This window comes from Streptomyces spiramyceticus, assembly GCF_028807635.1.
Lineage (GTDB): Bacteria > Actinomycetota > Actinomycetes > Streptomycetales > Streptomycetaceae > Streptomyces > Streptomyces spiramyceticus.
Genome location: NZ_JARBAX010000001.1, coordinates 4,977,314 through 4,993,815, shown reverse-complemented (window position 1 = coordinate 4,993,815; position 16,502 = coordinate 4,977,314). Strand labels below are relative to the sequence as shown.

Below are 16,502 nucleotides of genomic sequence, written 5' to 3'. Positions count from 1 at the left end.
ACTACACCGGAACATGCAATTGGCAAACCGAGCGGGCATATCACCAGGGCCGCATCTGCTGCAGACGCGGCGAGACCGCACTTCGCGGCATTACCCCATTCGAGTGAACCTCGATAGGCCAGCTCCCCGAGCGCGGAGCACCCCGTCGAGGGCGGGCAATCCCGGCACCTGGTGGGCGCGTGCCCTACGCGGCTGCGGCCGGATGCGGCCAGCACTCTTGGTGGCTCGAGAGCCGCCCTACAGGCGCGTTACAGGAGGGCCGTGGTGAAAATATGGTGGTGAATCGACAGTTCGGCCTCCGGATGACCTTTTCTCGAAAATGCGCTGATTAATGGAGCCGCAGCGACTACGCAGCTGCGGTCTTCCTGGGCCACCAAGGGCAGCAAGGTCCTCGTCGAATCAATCTGGCAAACCGGGACTTCGAGCAGTGCGTCGGTACTAGCGTCACGTGGCTGGGATCCGCAGGGAAGATCGACGATGGTCACGACACCGGCCGCACCTGCTGCGTCATCGATCCCCCGGCGGACGGGATGCAGACGGCGCAGCCCAGCGAGTCTTCTACCTCCAGCACCCGCGGTGTCTCCAGCGGCGGAAGCGGCACCCGCATCAGCTGAGACGGAACGGTGCACCGCGAGCGCGACGTTCAGGATCCGCAGCATCCGGGAACCGCCCCGGCCGGCCAGCACCACACCGACGGCCGCTACCAGGCGCTGCAGCTGTGGAGTGCGCCGCTGGTAACGCACGGTCAGCCCCGGCACTTGCTCGGCGAAGGTCACTTCGGGCAAGTCGGGCTTTCGCAGTACAGGCGGCGTACGGACAAGTCAATGCGCAGAGGCCGACCTCCCGAATGACATCGGCGAGGCGCCATACATAGCGGCTGTGGCACCACGCGCTGGTCTGGCCGCATCCGGTACATCCCGCTGGAACACCGGACCTCGTGCGGGCGCGGACCACCACGACAGCATCGGAGACATCGGCCGAGACCACCAGCACATTGGCCAACTGAGGTAACAGACTTGCCAATTCAACAGAGCACAGCCACAGGCTGCCCGCTATGCGGACCTGCCCACCGTGTCACCGAGATGATCTGCGCACGGTTGCGAACCTGGTCGGCCCTCTCGGGGATGGTGTGCGGGATGTTGCGGTACCGCAGCCAGGCGCGGATGGCTTTCGAGCTGTAGCCCTTGTCGCCGGCTACGAAAATCTTGCCAGAGCCACGTTCACGTGTACGCCGACAGCTCGGGGCGGCCGCGGGTGCGGCCCGCTCACGTCTCCGGCGCGGCAGCCTCGGCGGCCGTCCTCCGGTCTTCGACAAGCAGGTCTACAAGCACCGCAATGTTGTGGAACGGTGTTTCAACCGCTTGAAGCAATGGCGTGGCATCGCCACCCGGTACGAGAAGACCGCCGAGTCCTACCAAGCAGCCGTCACCCTCGCATCGCTCCTCATGTGGGCGTGATGCGTTGACGACAACTCCTAGGGCCCTGAGGTTCGTCTGAAAGCCGAATGACCGCGCGTCCATGGCGTTGAGGTTCGCATTCAGATGTACATCTAGCTCCATGCAACAAGATCAAGGAAATCCGAACGGCAGGGGATCGGCGCGGCAAAGCCCTGCTTTTGCCGCGCTGGGCGGAGCTCTGATCGGGGCCGCGGTCGGCCTGGTGGGCAGCGTCCTGGTCTTCATCCAAGCGGAGAGAGCGCAAGATGCGACGGAGCATGCGCGACAGTCCGATGTCCGACGGAACGCATACGCAGAGGTGGGGACGAGCTCCCAGTCCTTCAGGACTGAGATCGGCAGCGTGGTGAACTTCATCGGCGAGGCGACGGACGAGGAAACTCAGGAACGGCACAACACCCACTACGTCCCTGCACTCACCAAGCTGGTACAGGCAGAGCAGACGTCGCGGCTGGTCGGCACGACAGAAACCAGGAAAATGTTGGCCCGGACAGTTCCACCCCGCGAGAGGCTCAGCGAGATGGTGGCATTTTCCATGCAAGGGGTCGAGCCCCTTGACGTCGACAAGTTTGACCACTGGATGAAAAAGTACGAGAAAGCCTTCGAGGCGTTTTTGGACAGGGCGGATGACGAGGTGATCTAAGAGCTCGTAACACGATCTCGGGAGGCAACAGTCTCTGCCCTACCTGTGGGACCCGGCGTCAGTGGACGGGTCGTCAGTCGCCGACCGTTCGAAGTCATCTGGTTCGACGCAGTACCGAACGCCGTGGGGCTGGCCGAGATCACCGGCATGCCTCGTGGTATGGAGCTGTCGGGGCCCCGCGCAGGGGTCGTCGTCTGCCACGCCGAGCACAACTGTCAGGTAAGGATCAAGCTAGACGAGTGGTCCCGCTCCCAATGATCGTCTACTAGTAGAGCTTTGTTAGGTCGTGTCGTAAGGCTGCCATGGGCTGGGTTGTCGGCAGGTGGGACAACTGCCGGCCCAGGTGGCCAGGAGGTGCGGGAGCAGGTCCAGGGCCTGATAGAGAGTCAGGCCTGGCAGGGGCTTTTGGGCAGGTCCGCTGTTCAGTCAGGAAGAGATGGGCGGCGGTGACGAGGGTGACGTGGCGGCGCCACCCGGTGAACGAGCGTCCTTCGAAGTGGTCGAGTCCGAGGGTGGTCTTCAGCTCCCGGTAATCGTGCTCGATGCGCCGGCGTGACTTCGCCAGCCTCACCAGGTCGCGGGTGGGAATGTCGGCGGGCAGGTTCGAGATCCAGTACTTCACCGGCTCGTCGTGGCCCTCGGGCCATTGGGCGATCAGGTGGACAAGTTCGAATGACACCGTCCATGGCGGGCTTCGGCCGCCGCCCGGCGAGCCGGACGCGTAACAACACGAAGCGAGAGGTCATGGCTGCTTTGGAGCCCTTGCGCCAGGTCACCGTCGCGGCCCGTTCGCGCCCGGCGGTCAGCGTGTTCGCGCAGGCTAGCGGCCCGGGTGCGGTAGCGGGGCAACGGCCTGGGCCCGAGCCCGCCGTAAGGCGGCTCGTAAGGCTCGGCCGATACGGCGTGAGCAGTCAGCTCTCCCTTGACCTGCAGGGCGTAGGCCAGGCCCCGTTCTTCCAGAGCCCGGTGGAAATCGACATTCGCGCCGTAGCCAGTGTCCGCAACCACTACCGCGGGCCGTAATCGCAGGGCGGCGAGTTCGTCGAGCATGTCCAGCGCGAGTTACCACTTGGGCCGGTGATGCTCATCACCGGGGATCCGGCAGCGGGCCCGCCGGCCCGCTGCATCGGGTCCGTCCCAGCTGCGGGGCAGAAACAGCCGCCACGACAGCGGGCACGAAGCCGTGTCCGAAGCGGCGTGGACACTCACCCCGATCTGGCAATTGCCGACCTTGCCCAGCGTTCCGGAGTACTGACGGGCCACGCCGGACGAGGAGGCCCCGTCCTTGGGAAAACCGGTGTCGTCCACGACCCACACCTGCGGACGCACCACGGCCACCGCCTGGCGGGCCAGTCGTGCCCGGACCGCTTCCACCGGCCAGGTCGAGGTCGTCATGAACTGCTGCAACTGCTGGTGATCCACTCCGAGGCGTCCGGTCATGGGCTGCATCGACTTCCAACGCTCCAGTCCAGCCCTGATCGCAGCCGACCCCCCGAAGGGCCTGGCGGCCCGCCACCTTGAGCCTCCTGCACGGTTCCGGCATCACGCCGCGACCGGCGGCAAACGCCTGCTGCCGCATCCGGGGGACGGACCCTGGGCTCAGACGCACGACGCCCGCCCTAACCGGGGGCGGGCGTCGTGCCAGGTACGGCTAAGCGGGAGTGATGTTCTCCGCCTGCGGGCCCTTCTGACCCTGGACGACGTCGAAGTTCACCTTCTGACCCTCCTGGAGCTCACGGAAGCCCTGGGCGGCGATGTTCGAGTAGTGGGCGAACACGTCCGGGCCGCCCCCGTCCTGCTCAATGAAGCCAAAGCCCTTTTCCGAGTTGAACCACTTGACAGTTCCGCTGGCCATTCGTCCTCCAAGGGGACTCGAAGTCGGCTCCCGCACCGCGCGGGAACCAGAGGTGATCGCCCTGGTCCTCAGAGAATCCAAAACAGCAAGACGCCCGCGAACTCGCGTTCACGGGCGATCGGTACGTCGGAACCATGACAGCTCCCCCTGACGCTACACGGACAGCTACGCCCTCACCACGACAACGCCCATGTCGCATGAGTCGGGTCCTACAGGCCGTCATTGAGCGACAATCGCCTGCCGACCGCAGCACCAGGAGCGCGGGGCTTCAGCGCGTTCTCGTCCATCTTTGTTGGGTAGTGGGTGGTCGGGCGCTCGGCACAGCCGATTGAGGCCGCGGACGCTTCAGCCCCAACCATTTGCCAGCGGTCGCCGCCGGGAATCGTCTCCTTCGGCGGCAGGTTCAGCGTCTACTCAATACGTGCGGTGGTTCCAATGGGACCCGTCGTCGGTGTGTAGAGGACGGGTGCTCCGCTGGTGCTGGCCATGGGGGTGACCGCGCCCAGCGCCCTCCCGATGGCAGGACTCCCCGGACCAGCCGGGGGATATTCCGGCTGGGGCAGGGGGCGACGACGGCTGTCCGGGATGAAGACGGTTTCCAGGGGCCCACTCAGGATCGTGCGGTCGACGTAGGGACCGAAGTGGTCTCGGATCAGGCGCAACGCGACCTCGGACGGAGTGAGCGGCTCCTCTCCAGCTGCCAGAGGGGCAGATGCCTGGCGCAAGGCGTCGTCCAGTAGATGGGGATGAGCGCCTCGCGCGTACCGGGCTCCCTCTACAGCGTCCGGTTCGAAGGCGCTGACGAGCTGGCCGTCCTTGAAGTAGTTGAAGTCCGTCATGCCGTCACCTGAATCGGTCACGGCGAGGGTTTCGGTGCCGACAGCCAGGTCCGTCAGCGTGGCGGGGTTGCCGCCGGACATGGTGGGTGTCTCAAAGCAAAAGACCCATTCACCCGAGAACCCCACCCGCAGCACAGCCCCCATCTCTCCATCAGGAACGGCCGTGAGCTCTTCGTGCTCGGTCAGCAGCCTGGCGGTGCCTGGGGGAGCTCCGTAGGCGCGAAAGACATCTTCTGAGCTGCGGCTTCTGGTGAAGGTGATACACAAGCCGAGGTCGTCGTAGTCGTTGGTCCACTCCCAGGAGGAGGCGGGCGTGTCCATGGGTTCTCCAGGGTGGGGTGTGGCCGTGCTCCGGGGTCGCCAAGGACCCCGGAGCACGGTCTGGCGTCAGGCGGTGATAGCCATCCGGTACTTCTCGGTGTCCAGGACGCGTTGGTACGTGGCGAAGTTGCCCAGCGCACCGCTCGGCGGGACGGACATACACCTCCGCCCGCGCGCTTTCGTCGCAGTCAAGTCCGACGCGGTCCCTGCGGAGCCAAAAGGGCCGTTGACAGCCCCTACTGGCTTTGGCGCCTTCGCAAGTCGTCGATGAGGCAGGAGACCTCAGATCGCGACAGGGAACGCAACCACTCTTGGACGCTGCTTCCGATTGGCACAGACCGCCGAGGGTCGATGAGCTCGGCGTGGGATTCGGCCATCTTCCTGGTACGGAAGCCAGCCTGGCCGAGGAGTTTGAGCGCGTACGCGACCTGCTTGTCGGTGGGCGGCAGATGGAACTCACCAAGGGCGAGTGCGTCATCCAGATGTTTCGTGACGGAACAGGGAGACCGATCGTCGGGAAACTTGAAGTACAACGCATGAGCGAAGCCGGGGATGTGGCGCTTCCACCCGTTACCGTGAATAGGGACGTCGCGAATGCCGTTGCCGAACAGAAGCTGTAGCGGTCCGCCGAACCAGTCGCCCAAGACCCCGAACCGCCGCGGCCAGCACGGGAACCAAAGGTTGGTCCACCGCACAACGGCAAATGGGGCTCCGTCGTAAAGCACTTGCCGACCCCGCCAGGGATAGGAATAGTTAGGCGGCGCCTCTGGGGCGTCGTCTAGCCCCTCTTCGTTCTGAGGCGGACAGGTCGGCAGCTCGCGCCTCTTGACCCGCTCCTCGAAGCGCTTGCGCGTGCGCGTGTAGAGGATGTCGGCGCAGTACATCGGGGTACCGACGCTGACGAAGTCAGTGATCAGCCATGGATTGCCCCGAGCACGCAACCCGGACCATAGCTTGTACTGCGCCTCACGGAAGGCTTTGATCTGCTGGTCGGTCGGAGCCACCTTCGAGCCGCGAGACGGGAGGTTGGCCGCCGCCACCTCGACGTCCTGCAACCCGTCTGGGGCTTCCGTGGTGCCCTTGTACGCCCGGTTGTTCATGGTCCCCCACAGGTGGCTGATCCCGTCGTACGCGATGTACGCGCCAAGGCTGTGAGCAACGATGATGACGCGCTGATACCTGAGCTTGCCGTCGTATTCGGACGTGTGGAGTCGTTTTAGGAGTTCCACGAACCCCTTCCGAATCTCATGGCGCACTTGGTAGGACCGTGGCGATGTGTCGAGGTAACGCACCACATCGACAAAACTGTTGGTGAGGACACCGGGAAGGATCTTGCCCACCTTGGTCAGCAGAAACGTCAGGACAGTGCTCCATACCCCAGTGCCGACGAGCACGCCCAGCAGTTTGAGGGGCCAAGACTTGAGGTCCTCCTCAGGCAACAGCTCGGCCGGGGGCCAAACCCATAGGGCCCAGGCCCCGGCGGCCACCAGCGCCCAGAACAACAACCACAGCAACCGCAGCCCCCGGGGTACCAGCCATAGCGGCTTCAACAGCACTCGAAGGAAGGTCGGCCGTAGATCGCTGAGCCGGTTGCCCTGCATGAGATGAGCCCAGTGGTACTCAAAGAACTCGGTCTGGGGCCGGTCTTTGGTCGCCGGCGCTAGGAAGCGGCGAGACTCATACGAGCCAGTCACGATGTCGGGACGGGAAAAGAAGCGTCGCTGCCCCGCTGGCAGCCCGGATTTTACGAACCCGTTCAGCGCATCCAGGGGACGTTGCTCGCCCATGCCGTGCACGATCACGACCGCTTGGCGCCCGCCTCGTCGGCTCAATGGGTCCTCAGCCATTTCACGTCTCCCACTCGTTCGGTAGCTGCCCTACGTCTCCATCGTTACTGATCGGCCACTTCCGGACATTTCGAACGCCGGGAAATCTCGCCGCTCAGCGAGCGCTACGCCAGCCTGGGCCTGCCACTCAGCCGCACCACGGCGCGTCCAGGTGGCCGATCCAATCCGTGAGGAAAGCCCACCGCTGCTCGCGCTCGGCCACGTTGTCCAGCTGCGGCCGGCGCTCGAACAGCCCCTCCAATGGTTCCCATCCCGCCTGCTTCTCGACCAAGACCTCGACGTATTCGTACCGCCCGTAGGTCCAGCCCTCTCGGAGGAGACCAGGTTCGGCGTTGGCTCGCTCCCAGTACGGGAACTTGGGCGTCCGCCAGACCACGTAGTCGTCTTCGCTCAGGTCGGCCACTGACCAGATGACCTCACTGGTCTCCGTCCTTGACCCCGGCTTGGCCCGGAAGTACGAAATGCTCTGGCCGTCAGAGCTACTCTCGAAGCAATATGGCTCCGATCGGTCGCTATCCGGAAATGACAGCCCCAGCAGATGAACGCTGCCGAAGGCGAGGCAGACCGCCAGCAGGACCGCTCCAACCAGGACTCTCCAGCCAGTGCTGGACGACGGTTTGGGGGCTGCGGATGAGGGCTCAGGCTGGGGTGACGGCTTCGGAGCGGGTGGCGGTCGTGGTGGCTCGGGCGGTGGTGGTGGTTTCGGGGGTGGGTCCGCCGTCGTGCGGCCAGCAGCTCGCCTCCGCGCTCGTTCGTCCAGGTCGTAGGCCCGTCGCTTCGCCTCATCGCTCAGTGTGTCGAAGGCCAGGTTGAGCCTCGTCATCTCCTCGTGCGCGGCGGCCTGCTTGCTGGCTGGCCGGCGGTCCGGGTGGATGCGCAGGAGCTGCTGCCGGTACGCCCGACGGATGGTGAACGCCGGGGCGTCCGGCGCCACGCCCAGCACGGCGTACAGGTCCAGCGGAGACGAATTCATGAGCGCCCCTAAAAGAAGACTGGGCGCATAACGGTAGAGCGGATAAAGCCCGACAGGGAAGACCATTCGTTTGTTACCAACCAAAGCACTGAAGCAGCCGCTTCAGTTGGTAACGAATGGAGTCTCTTCCGAAGGCTGGACCATCGCCGTACGGTGAATGAGCTCTGCCTTTGCCAGCACCCATGACGCCAATGCCCCCTTGGAGCTGTCATGCCGAATCGCCCGCTCTTCCCCTTCGCCACCTTAGGCATTCGTTACAAGTTGGGGCATCATGTGCTCGCAAAGCCACAGCACTATCGACCAGGTGAGCCCCATGGGCAGCATGAGCCGAACCGAACTCCTCCAGCTACCGGCGGTCACAGACCTGGTCACCCCTGGTGTTCGAGCTGGCCCGCCGCGGCGAGTTCCCGGGTGCCCGTTCTGCGGATTGGTGCGACATGGCGGGTGCCGACAGCGCCACTATTGGTAATGCTCGGCATCACATCGTAAACCAATCAAGGCTATGAGGTGATCCCCGAGTAGAGATCCTTCAGCCAGCACCCGGAAAAACCAAAGAGAACGTACGCAGCGACGTCGACGATCAGCAAGGAGATTTCTCCGCCGTTAAACTCGTCACGAAAGTCAGGAGAGAACGCAACGAAGCCAAGGGAGATCAGAATCACCATTAGACCCGGCAGCGCACCGAGAAAGCTAGACATGCCACCCAGAGCTTTCCATGGCTGCGACACGTTATAGAGCTTACCGGCACGAAACTCTTCCCAGCCAAAAATCCCAGACGCGTCAGCACTATCCCCCCCGCCCGCCTTCCTTTCCAACAAACTCACAACCGCAGGTTTCACTTTCTTGTTAAGATACTGAGCAGCCACAGCCAACGAGCTTTCTTGCGCCAGGTACAACAATCCAAAGATCAGCGACACCAATGGGATTACAAAAAGCACTATCACGCGATGAGTATGAATTACATTAAGGAGTGCCACTCCGACAGCTGTCAGAGTCACGTTCGACCCTACGATGATGAACTCATTTTTTACGCGGTCGGAGATTTCGGTCCGCAGGGCCCGGTACTCCTCAATATACATATCAATGATCTTGAATTGACGAGACTGGTCGTCGGGCTCTGCCATCAGTCCACCTTTCACGCGCGATCCAGCCGGTGTATCACGTCGAGTCATCATGGCCAAAATGCATACTTCATCTTAGAATGACTGCATGACACACTTTCCATCCCACTTCTACTTTGGGAGTTCCACCTCCGCCCATCAGGTTGAAGGTGGAAACATGAATGACTGGACGCGCTGGGAGCAGCAGCAAGCGTCTAAGTTGGCGCGCGAAGCCCATCGATCCACCAACTACGGCCAAGGACCAACCCCGCGGTGGGATGAGGTTAAAACTGAGGCGCGCCAAGCCGAGAATTACCGCTCTGGCCAGGCCGTCGATCACTACAGCCGCTACCGCGAGGACCTAGCGCTGGCCCGCCAGATTGGCCTGAACGCCTTTCGCTTTTCCATCGAGTGGTCGCGGGTTGAGCCGCGCCGCGGTCAGTACGACGAAGCGGCGATCCGGCATTATGCCGAGATGGCAGCGACCTGCCATAAGTACGGCCAGGAGCCATTTGTTACGCTGTGGCATTTCACGCTGCCGGTGTGGGCGGCGGAGGCAGGCGGCTGGGAGTCGGCCGAGGTGGTTGAACGGTTCGTGGCCTTTGCGGAAGTCATGGGCCAGGGGTTGCGACCGCACGTGCGGTATTGGGCAACTCTGAACGAACCCGAGGTGTATGCCGGCCAGGCTTATCTGGCTGGTGTGTGGCCGCCTGGTTACCGCAGCCCAACGCGGTTTAGTCGGGCCCGGCGAGCGCTCATGCGAGCACACCGAGGTGCATATCAGAAGCTGAAATCAGTAGAGCCGACCTTCCAGGTCGGCTTTTGTACGAATCAAACTGTATTCGTGGCGTCGCCAGCGGTGCTGCGCCCAGTGGCTAATTGGCTGGCGCATTTGGCTAATGACTACTTCCCTGCGCGCCTAGCGGGTCAAGCCGACTGGATTGGATTGCAGTACTACTTCCGCCGCAGCGTGGGTTGGTCTTCCAGCTTGCCGAAAAGCGATCTGGGTTGGGATTTATACCCCGAGGGGCATGCGATCTTGCTACGCCGGCTAGCCCGCTTTGGCAAGCCTCTGTTTGTGACAGAATCCGGCCTAGCTGACGCTCGGGACCGCTACCGCAGTTGGTATATCGAAGCCTCGCTTGCGAGCATCAAGCAGGCTTTGGCCGACGGCGTTGATTGTCGCGGCTATTTCCACTGGAGCCTATTGGATAACTTCGAGTGGCATGAGGGATTCTGGCCTCGGTTTGGCCTCGTGCGGGTCGATCATGCCACCCTGGAGCGCGAGCTCCGGCCGAGCGCCTATCACTATGGCGAACTCGTCCAGCGCTGTCGTAGTGAGCAATCAGTAACGACCGATCACGACTCCGTCGCGACCGCAAGCTTTAAGAGATAGGTCGGTCGCACGGCCGCTCGCAGATCGGCACCGGCAGCTTCGATCGCCCGGACCGAGGCGACACGATGCCTAGCCAGCTTCTCCCGCATCTTCGACCTCGGCACGAACTCATTCGTTTATTACCAACCAAAGCACCGAAACAGCCACTTTAGTTGGTAACAAATGGAGCCTCTTCCGAAGGCTGGACCATCGTCGTACGGTGAATGAGCTCCGCCTTTTGCGAGCACCCATGACGCCAATGCCCCCTTGGAGCCGTCATGCCAAATCGGCCGCGCTTTTCGTTGTTCGCCACCGTCTTCCTCGGACTAGCCCTGCTGCTGGGCGGGGTTGCTTGCGGAACCGACGACACCCCCAGGCCAACTGTTCCCACGAAACCGACCAGCCCACCTGTCGACGACCAACCGAACCGGCCGGCCCCCAAGGGCCAGCCCATCCCCGCGCCCAGCACCGCGGCCGAGCGGGCCTGCTTCAAAGTCTTGACTCGCTACATGTTGACCGGGATAAACGAGCACCGGGAATACCCCATTCCCGAGTGTGAGCCGGTGCCACTGAAGCGCTACACGGAGCTGGAACGGCAGGCGGCCCGTGACGCTGTGGAAGGCGTCCCCAACCGGTAACGCGTTGCTGAGATGGCGAGTAGGCTCTTTTTCACACATACGAAAGGGCCTACCACAATGGTTCAGCGCACCGTGACGATTTACACTGACGACCTCACCGGAGCCGAAGGCGAAGACATCGCCACGCACGCTTTTAGCCTGGACGGCATCAAGTACGAGGTCGACCTGGGGCCGGACAACTACGAGAAGCTGTTGGACGCCCTGGGGCCGTTTATGGGAGCTGGCCGCAAAGTCGGCGGCGGTCGTCGGACGGCCAAGCGCGCGCAGGCTGTCGGTCCGGACGCTGCCAAGATCCGCGAGTGGGCCAAGACCCAGGGCATTGAAGTCAGCAGTCGCGGCCGCATCCCGGCTGACCTGCTGGAGAGGTACCAAGCCGCCCACTGAAATAGTGCGGCGATGACAGCCCCCGGACACGTGACAGGCGTACCGGGGGTTTCGGCTTGGTCAGGCCGCGTGCCACTGATGCGGGTCGCCACCTCGCCACTCCACCCAGCGGGGATCATCCGTGACGGCGTCCGGCTCGGCAACCCCGGCCGCTTCCAGGAACACCACCAGGTCATGGTCGGAGTACGCCGTCCCCAAAATCTCGTCACGGCCGTGCCGGTGCACCGTCACCCGTCGGCCGCCGTTGGCAGAGGGCCGGTGCACGACGATCGGCGCGCTTTCCATGCCTTCCAGCCTGCCCCCAAGTGTTCGGTCGTGCAGCTGCACCAGCGCTACCGCGCCAGCGCGGCTCGCCGGTAAACCTCCCGCTGCGCGTGTTCCTCCTGCTGGCCTAGCCGAGTCGCCCTTTCAGCCGCGGTGGCGCCTCATGGACACAGCGGGCCAATCCCGCCTGCTGTCAGCGCAGAAGGGCACGCCGATGTATGAGATGCGCGCCGAGTCCACCGTCGGCAAAGCCGAACTGATCTGGCATGTCATCAGCAAAGAGGCGACCGACAGCACCCTGTGCGGACGCCCTGTGACACTGTCCTCCCCCGCCGCGCCGCTTCCCCAGAACGAGACAACCGCGGAACGCTACTGCCCTTCCTGCATGACCGCCGTTAGCTCGGGCCGAAGGCGCTGACCGGTTCAACTCGCTTGAGCAACCGCGGCATTCCGGCGAAATTCTTGGTGCCCGGCCCTTGCGTCACCCGTAACAGGTGGTGACAAGATGTGACCAACAGTGATGGCTGCTGGTCGGAGCGTGGCTGCTCGCTCTGTCCGGCCCGTATGCAGGGGTGGTCCGTATGGGCAACACCACGGGTGCGATGGAATGGCTAGCCGACGCGGCGCTGGATCCGGCCGACTGCGCCAGACAGTGGCGGCGTCACGAGCCAGACGTCACCCTGCTACCAGCCGGCCGCCGGTGGGATGTCGTGATCACGCCCGAGCGCCTGGGCCTTGCCGTCCTACAGGGCCTGAGTGCCTGTCGACTACGGCCCGGCCCGGTCCTGTTGGACACCTGCGCCAGGCTCATAGGCTTCTTCGTGCCCCCCGGCGCCACCACCTGCTGGCTCGCCTCCGGAATCCGCTGCGCCGGCAAGGGAGCCTGGATCGCCACCCCATGGCCACGGCCCACACGCGAACGCCTGCGATGGCTCATCCTGCCGGACGGCAACGGCTCCCTCAACGACCTCCCCACCCTCGAACACCTCCTACACGACGCAACGACACACGAGTTGAACCCAGCCGGAGGGCAAGGGGAAGCATGCGGAGGCAGTGACCGCGACGCCTGACGGTCGTTGCTTCTCTGACGCGGGAGCGCATGTCCGCCCCCGCGGACCCGCGTTGTGAGCGGACCCGCGTTGTGAGGGCCCTGTCCTTCAGGGCCCTCACTGAACCGTTCCGGGTTCGGTCCCGCAAACGCCGTCACCCCAACGGGGACGGAGAGGTGCGCTTGAGTCCCGCTGGCGTGGGAACCAGCGGCACATGATCGAGCCCTACGCGCTGTCTGTCGACGACCGCGAATTTCACTGCCTACCGTTAGGAACCAAACCCCAACGGTGCGCCCTGTGCGATGAAATCCGCCTCCATGGACCCGAAACCGACTCCGACGGATGGGGAGACCATGCCGCCTACTGGACGCCACCACCCCTGCATCCACCACGGACTGCGATGCCCCTCCCCACGGGGTGGTTTAGAGGTCTCCCTCTGGTACCGATTCCGTGACAGTCCCCGTGCCGCCATCCTCCCGCCGCTGTACGGACGTTGTCATGGGGTGAACCGAGATGACGGCGACCCCGTCGAGTCCGTAAACAACTGGCCCGCACACGCCCACCAAGCCGAAAACCCAAAGACCAAAGCGGGCAGGCTGCCGCGTGCGTTGTACACCCTGCGGCTCCTACTCCTCGCCCTCGCCGTCCTCGCCGCCGTCCTGAGCTTCGCCGCAGCACTGGCCCGCCTCGCCAAGCCCTGACCACAGCGCCTTGCGCCCGTCCAGCTGGGCTGTGAGTAGACAGTCCGCCGACGTTGACGGCCCTGCCGTAGGGCTGCACGACGCCTTGGCCAGGAATCGGCAGGCTTCGCTCCGCAGGCCGGGCTACTCCGGTAATAGCGTGCCGACGCAACGTAACGAGACAGCGTCAAGGAAGCATCGGCAGCGAGGACTGAGCGGAGGAGTGTCCGGATCGCCGTCGCCATAGCGCCAGAGGATGAGGCCGCCGACGACCACAACAGCCAAAAGGGCAGCCAATGCCGCCAGGGCGGGGGGCCGTGGATGCACGTGTGTGACGTTGCCGTCTCCAAAGAGGGTCCCGGCGCCGGGCCTGGGGCTCGGTGCCGGGACCACTTTCCCGCTCTCGGCCGTCTATGCGACCGTCACGCGCCTAGAAGGCGGTGTTGTTGCAGCCCATGGTCGAACCCATGTGGGTGTTCTGTGCGCCCGGGTTGCCCTCGCCGCCGAGCAGGTTGCCCAGCGCGCCGTTGAGCAGCCCGACCTGGCCGAGGATGTTGAGGTTCAGGTCGTGCGACTTGCAGTTGGAGCTCTGGTTGATGTTGAAGTGGTCGCCACCCTTGCCGCCGTGGCCGTACCCACCCCCGTCGGCGTGGGCAGTGCCGGCACCCAGGAGTCCGACACTGGTGACGGCGGCGACCAGGACGGCAGCCTTGCGGAGCTTGTGCATTTCATCTCCGGTGGAGTGAGGTGAATGCGATCTGCGATAGATCGACTTCGTACAGTTATGGGAGGCTAATAAGAAATATCCCCACAACACCCTGCGGCACGCCGAACTCGGGGAATCCTCACCACCCTGGCCGATGGTCGGAAATACTGAATCGCGACATCGGCACCTGGCCCCGTTGTCGGCGTACACGTGAACGGCGAGTACGCCAACACGGGAGCAAGGGACGAGCGTTACGCGGCTTTGTTCACCACTCGCCGACAGCGCCATGGCTTAGGGCCCCTAGGCTTCAAGCGGTGAACGGCACGCGGCGTGCCCGCTGTTGGGGAGCTGGTCAACGGGCCCCAGACGGTCAGCCGGTGACGCGGATCGGCATGTCCGCCGTAATCTCGCTGGTGAGCCCAAGAGCCCTTACGAACTGTAGACCGATCCGCGGGGAACACCACCTCGGTTTGGAATGTCCCGTCAGACTTGACTGTCGTATCGCGCTGGCCCCTCTTGGTGTCCATGAAGGCATGCCCGCGACTAGGAACGGCTCGTCCAGCAATCCGAGACCTTTAATCATCTGGGCATCGATCACGCTGATGACCGCCGCATCACCCGCGCAACCAAGCGAGTCGACCGCCTGCCTGTCCCCCTGCACGGGGTTCCGCAAGACGCCTGACTTCGGTCAACGTCACCAGAGCTTGTCGATCTGTCCGGAATACAACCCGATACGGCTGTCGCGGAAAGCCGTCTCGGCCTGCCGGCCTTTGGGCGAGAAGAAGTCGGCCATGGTGATCTTGTCAAAGCCGGGCTGGTCGCTGGGGAACGGATCCTGCGGCGTCCCGCCGATCAGCACCGCACCAGGAAGAACGCGCCAGCCTGCGCACTCATAGAACGCCTGCAGCGAGCTGTCGCACGTGAACAACCCCAGGTCCAGTTTCCGCGCGATCATCATCTCCCGGGCCGCCATCACCAGGCGCCGGCCATGCCCGTGGCCACGGGCCTCTTGCCGCGTCACTACCGTGCTGAGCCCGCCAGCGGCGAAGCGTCGTCCTGCGTGGACGATCTCCTTGGACAGGATGTCCAGCGCGGCCAGCACCATCCCATCATCCACGAGCATCATCGACAACGGCCGCAAGGCAGGGTCGTGGGCCGGAGCCTTGGGAGGAGCAACCTCTCCAGGCGGTGACGGCCACGCCTCCTCCTGGAGCTGCTGAACCTGCACACGCAGATCGAACGGGGTGGCCTCTTCGGGGGACGACAGAATCTGCACGCGCTGATTCTGGTCACTCTCTGCGAAAGGGCAAGAGGGTTCCCAGTACTCAGCCTCACCGGACGAGTCCGATTGCCTCAATCTCGATCATCCACTCAGGGTCGGCGAGTGAGGAGACCTCCACGAACGACTCCGCGAGATGGGGCTTGTCCGGGAAGTGTTCCGCGCGCAGCTTGGCGAAGATGTCCTGCTGCGCGATGTCGGTGACGAACACGGTCGCCTTGGCCACGTCAGCGAGGCTGGAGCCCGCGTTCGTCAGGACCGTCGACAGATTCGCGAGCGCCTGACGGGCTTGCGCCTCGAAGTCCCCGGCGCCGACCGTGGCCCCCTGGGCATCAATCGGCGCCTGCCCCGATGTGAAGACCAAGTTCCCGACCCGGATGCCGAGCGAGATACCGGCCGACTCGTACCAGTCGGGTTCCGCGGAGACGCGCTCACGCTCGGCGGCAGGCTGTGTAACGGACATGCTGCTGACTCTCCCTCAAAGCTGCACACACGGAGCCGGGTAGCTGCGATCACTCCCGACTTGATCCACCTACGACAGCCGCGAGATCCCGAGATCCATTCCCGAGGGCTCGCAAGTTCGCCTCGGCACAGGTCAGGGTGCAGGTCGGGATGAAAGATGCCCACGTGTGCGAGCGCGCCACATCCTAGGCATGACCCGTCGGACACGCCCTAGCTGTATTGATCACGAGCGTTGTTGACAGTTGCAGGTCTTGAACATGGCGAAGACCTCCGATGTGGTGGAGCTCTCTAGGAACACACCGCACGGAGGTCTTCGTGTCCCACCGTAATGCCCGGCTGACCGTTCACGGCAAACGGCTTCTCGTCGATCGTGTCTGTTCCGGGCGGCCGGTCGCACACGTGGCCGCCGAGATGGGGATCTCCCGGTCCACCGCCCACAAGTGGGTCCGCCGCTGGCCGGCGGAAGGGGAGTCGGGCCTGCACGACCGGTCCAGCCGGGCGAACAGCGGGGGGCCTGCCGCCCACGAGTGTCTGCGCTCGACTGGGTTCGTCGTCTGGGGCCCTGCGTGACGATGGCCGACAGACCGGGTCGGCCATGTGTTCGATGGCTGGTGGTGGCAGGATGCAGGAATG

Annotated in this window: 15 protein-coding genes and 3 pseudogenes; 7 read left to right on the top strand and 11 right to left on the bottom strand. The window is 64.0% G+C overall.

The features are described 5' to 3' along the window. Window positions 1–248 precede the first annotated feature (248 nt). Window positions 249–776: a hypothetical protein gene (locus PXH83_RS23055; RefSeq protein ID WP_274562446.1), complete on the bottom strand. Its 528-nt coding sequence runs from the start codon at window positions 774–776 to the stop codon at window positions 249–251. 489 nt (window positions 777–1,265) lie between these two features. Between PXH83_RS23055 and PXH83_RS23045 the strand changes: the two are divergent. Both PXH83_RS23045 and PXH83_RS23040 read left to right on the top strand, forming a co-directional pair. Continuing rightward, window positions 1,266–1,457, top strand: a pseudogene (locus PXH83_RS23045) (transposase); the annotation flags it as partial. Window positions 1,458–1,557: 100 nt separating this feature from the next. Beyond that, window positions 1,558–2,097, top strand: a complete 540-nt coding sequence (locus PXH83_RS23040) for a hypothetical protein (RefSeq protein WP_274562445.1) — start codon at window positions 1,558–1,560, stop codon at window positions 2,095–2,097. Window positions 2,098–2,488: 391 nt separating this feature from the next. Here the strand turns inward: PXH83_RS23040 and PXH83_RS23030 are convergent. The 6 genes and pseudogenes from PXH83_RS23030 to PXH83_RS23005 all read right to left on the bottom strand — a co-directional run. Beyond that, a pseudogene (locus tag PXH83_RS23030) lies at window positions 2,489–3,558 on the bottom strand (IS701 family transposase); the annotation flags it as partial. Window positions 3,559–3,748: 190 nt separating this feature from the next. Continuing rightward, window positions 3,749–3,952: a cold-shock protein gene (locus PXH83_RS23025; protein WP_069931829.1), complete on the bottom strand. Its 204-nt coding sequence runs from the start codon at window positions 3,950–3,952 to the stop codon at window positions 3,749–3,751. 410 nt (window positions 3,953–4,362) lie between these two features. Then, window positions 4,363–5,112, bottom strand: a complete 750-nt coding sequence (locus PXH83_RS23020; RefSeq protein ID WP_274562441.1) for a DUF6461 domain-containing protein — start codon at window positions 5,110–5,112, stop codon at window positions 4,363–4,365. Between the two features lie 236 nt (window positions 5,113–5,348). Then, entirely contained in the window at window positions 5,349–6,899 is a 1,551-nt protein-coding gene (locus tag PXH83_RS23015; protein ID WP_274562439.1) for a hypothetical protein, read from the bottom strand. Window positions 6,900–7,086: 187 nt separating this feature from the next. Further along, a complete protein-coding gene (locus tag PXH83_RS23010; RefSeq protein ID WP_274562438.1) occupies window positions 7,087–7,932 on the bottom strand; it encodes a DnaJ domain-containing protein in 846 nt (281 codons plus the stop codon). Between the two features lie 500 nt (window positions 7,933–8,432). Further along, window positions 8,433–9,056, bottom strand: coding sequence for a hypothetical protein (locus PXH83_RS23005; protein WP_274562436.1), 624 nt, complete (start codon window positions 9,054–9,056; stop codon window positions 8,433–8,435). Window positions 9,057–9,141: 85 nt separating this feature from the next. Here PXH83_RS23005 and PXH83_RS23000 point away from each other — a divergent pair, with 85 nt between their 5' ends. Both PXH83_RS23000 and PXH83_RS22995 read left to right on the top strand, forming a co-directional pair. After that, the gene (locus PXH83_RS23000) at window positions 9,142–10,428 is read left to right on the top strand and encodes a glycoside hydrolase family 1 protein (protein WP_274562434.1); all 1,287 of its coding nucleotides are present in this window, start codon (window positions 9,142–9,144) and stop codon (window positions 10,426–10,428) included. Between the two features lie 629 nt (window positions 10,429–11,057). Continuing rightward, window positions 11,058–11,429 carry a histone-like nucleoid-structuring protein Lsr2 gene (locus PXH83_RS22995; protein ID WP_338054727.1) on the top strand — a complete coding sequence of 124 codons (372 nt, stop codon included), beginning with the start codon at window positions 11,058–11,060 and terminating at the stop codon, window positions 11,427–11,429. A 60-nt stretch (window positions 11,430–11,489) separates the two neighbouring features. Here the strand turns inward: PXH83_RS22995 and PXH83_RS22990 are convergent, their stop codons facing one another. After that, window positions 11,490–11,714 (bottom strand): hypothetical protein, encoded by a 225-nt coding sequence (locus tag PXH83_RS22990; RefSeq protein ID WP_274562429.1) that lies wholly within the window; start codon window positions 11,712–11,714, stop codon window positions 11,490–11,492. Window positions 11,715–11,856: 142 nt separating this feature from the next. Between PXH83_RS22990 and PXH83_RS22985 the strand changes: the two genes are divergently transcribed. Next, window positions 11,857–12,111 carry a hypothetical protein gene (locus tag PXH83_RS22985; RefSeq protein ID WP_274562427.1) on the top strand — a complete coding sequence of 85 codons (255 nt, stop codon included), beginning with the start codon at window positions 11,857–11,859 and terminating at the stop codon, window positions 12,109–12,111. Window positions 12,112–13,245: 1,134 nt separating this feature from the next. Continuing rightward, window positions 13,246–13,443, top strand: a complete 198-nt coding sequence (locus PXH83_RS22980) for a hypothetical protein (protein ID WP_274562425.1) — start codon at window positions 13,246–13,248, stop codon at window positions 13,441–13,443. Window positions 13,444–13,852: 409 nt separating this feature from the next. On the opposite strand, the gene PXH83_RS22975 is transcribed toward PXH83_RS22980, so the two are convergent. The 3 genes from PXH83_RS22975 to PXH83_RS22965 all read right to left on the bottom strand — a co-directional run bounded on the left by PXH83_RS22975 (window position 13,853) and on the right by PXH83_RS22965 (window position 15,870). After that, window positions 13,853–14,149, bottom strand: coding sequence for a hypothetical protein (locus PXH83_RS22975; RefSeq protein WP_274562424.1), 297 nt, complete (start codon window positions 14,147–14,149; stop codon window positions 13,853–13,855). 673 nt (window positions 14,150–14,822) lie between these two features. Continuing rightward, window positions 14,823–15,404 carry a GNAT family N-acetyltransferase gene (locus PXH83_RS22970; RefSeq protein WP_274562423.1) on the bottom strand — a complete coding sequence of 194 codons (582 nt, stop codon included), beginning with the start codon at window positions 15,402–15,404 and terminating at the stop codon, window positions 14,823–14,825. Between the two features lie 55 nt (window positions 15,405–15,459). Then, a complete protein-coding gene (locus PXH83_RS22965; RefSeq protein WP_274562422.1) occupies window positions 15,460–15,870 on the bottom strand; it encodes a RidA family protein in 411 nt (136 codons plus the stop codon). Between the two features lie 314 nt (window positions 15,871–16,184). Here PXH83_RS22965 and PXH83_RS22960 point away from each other — a divergent pair. After that, window positions 16,185–16,367: pseudogene (locus PXH83_RS22960) on the top strand (helix-turn-helix domain-containing protein); the annotation flags it as partial. Window positions 16,368–16,502: the final 135 nt, after the last annotated feature.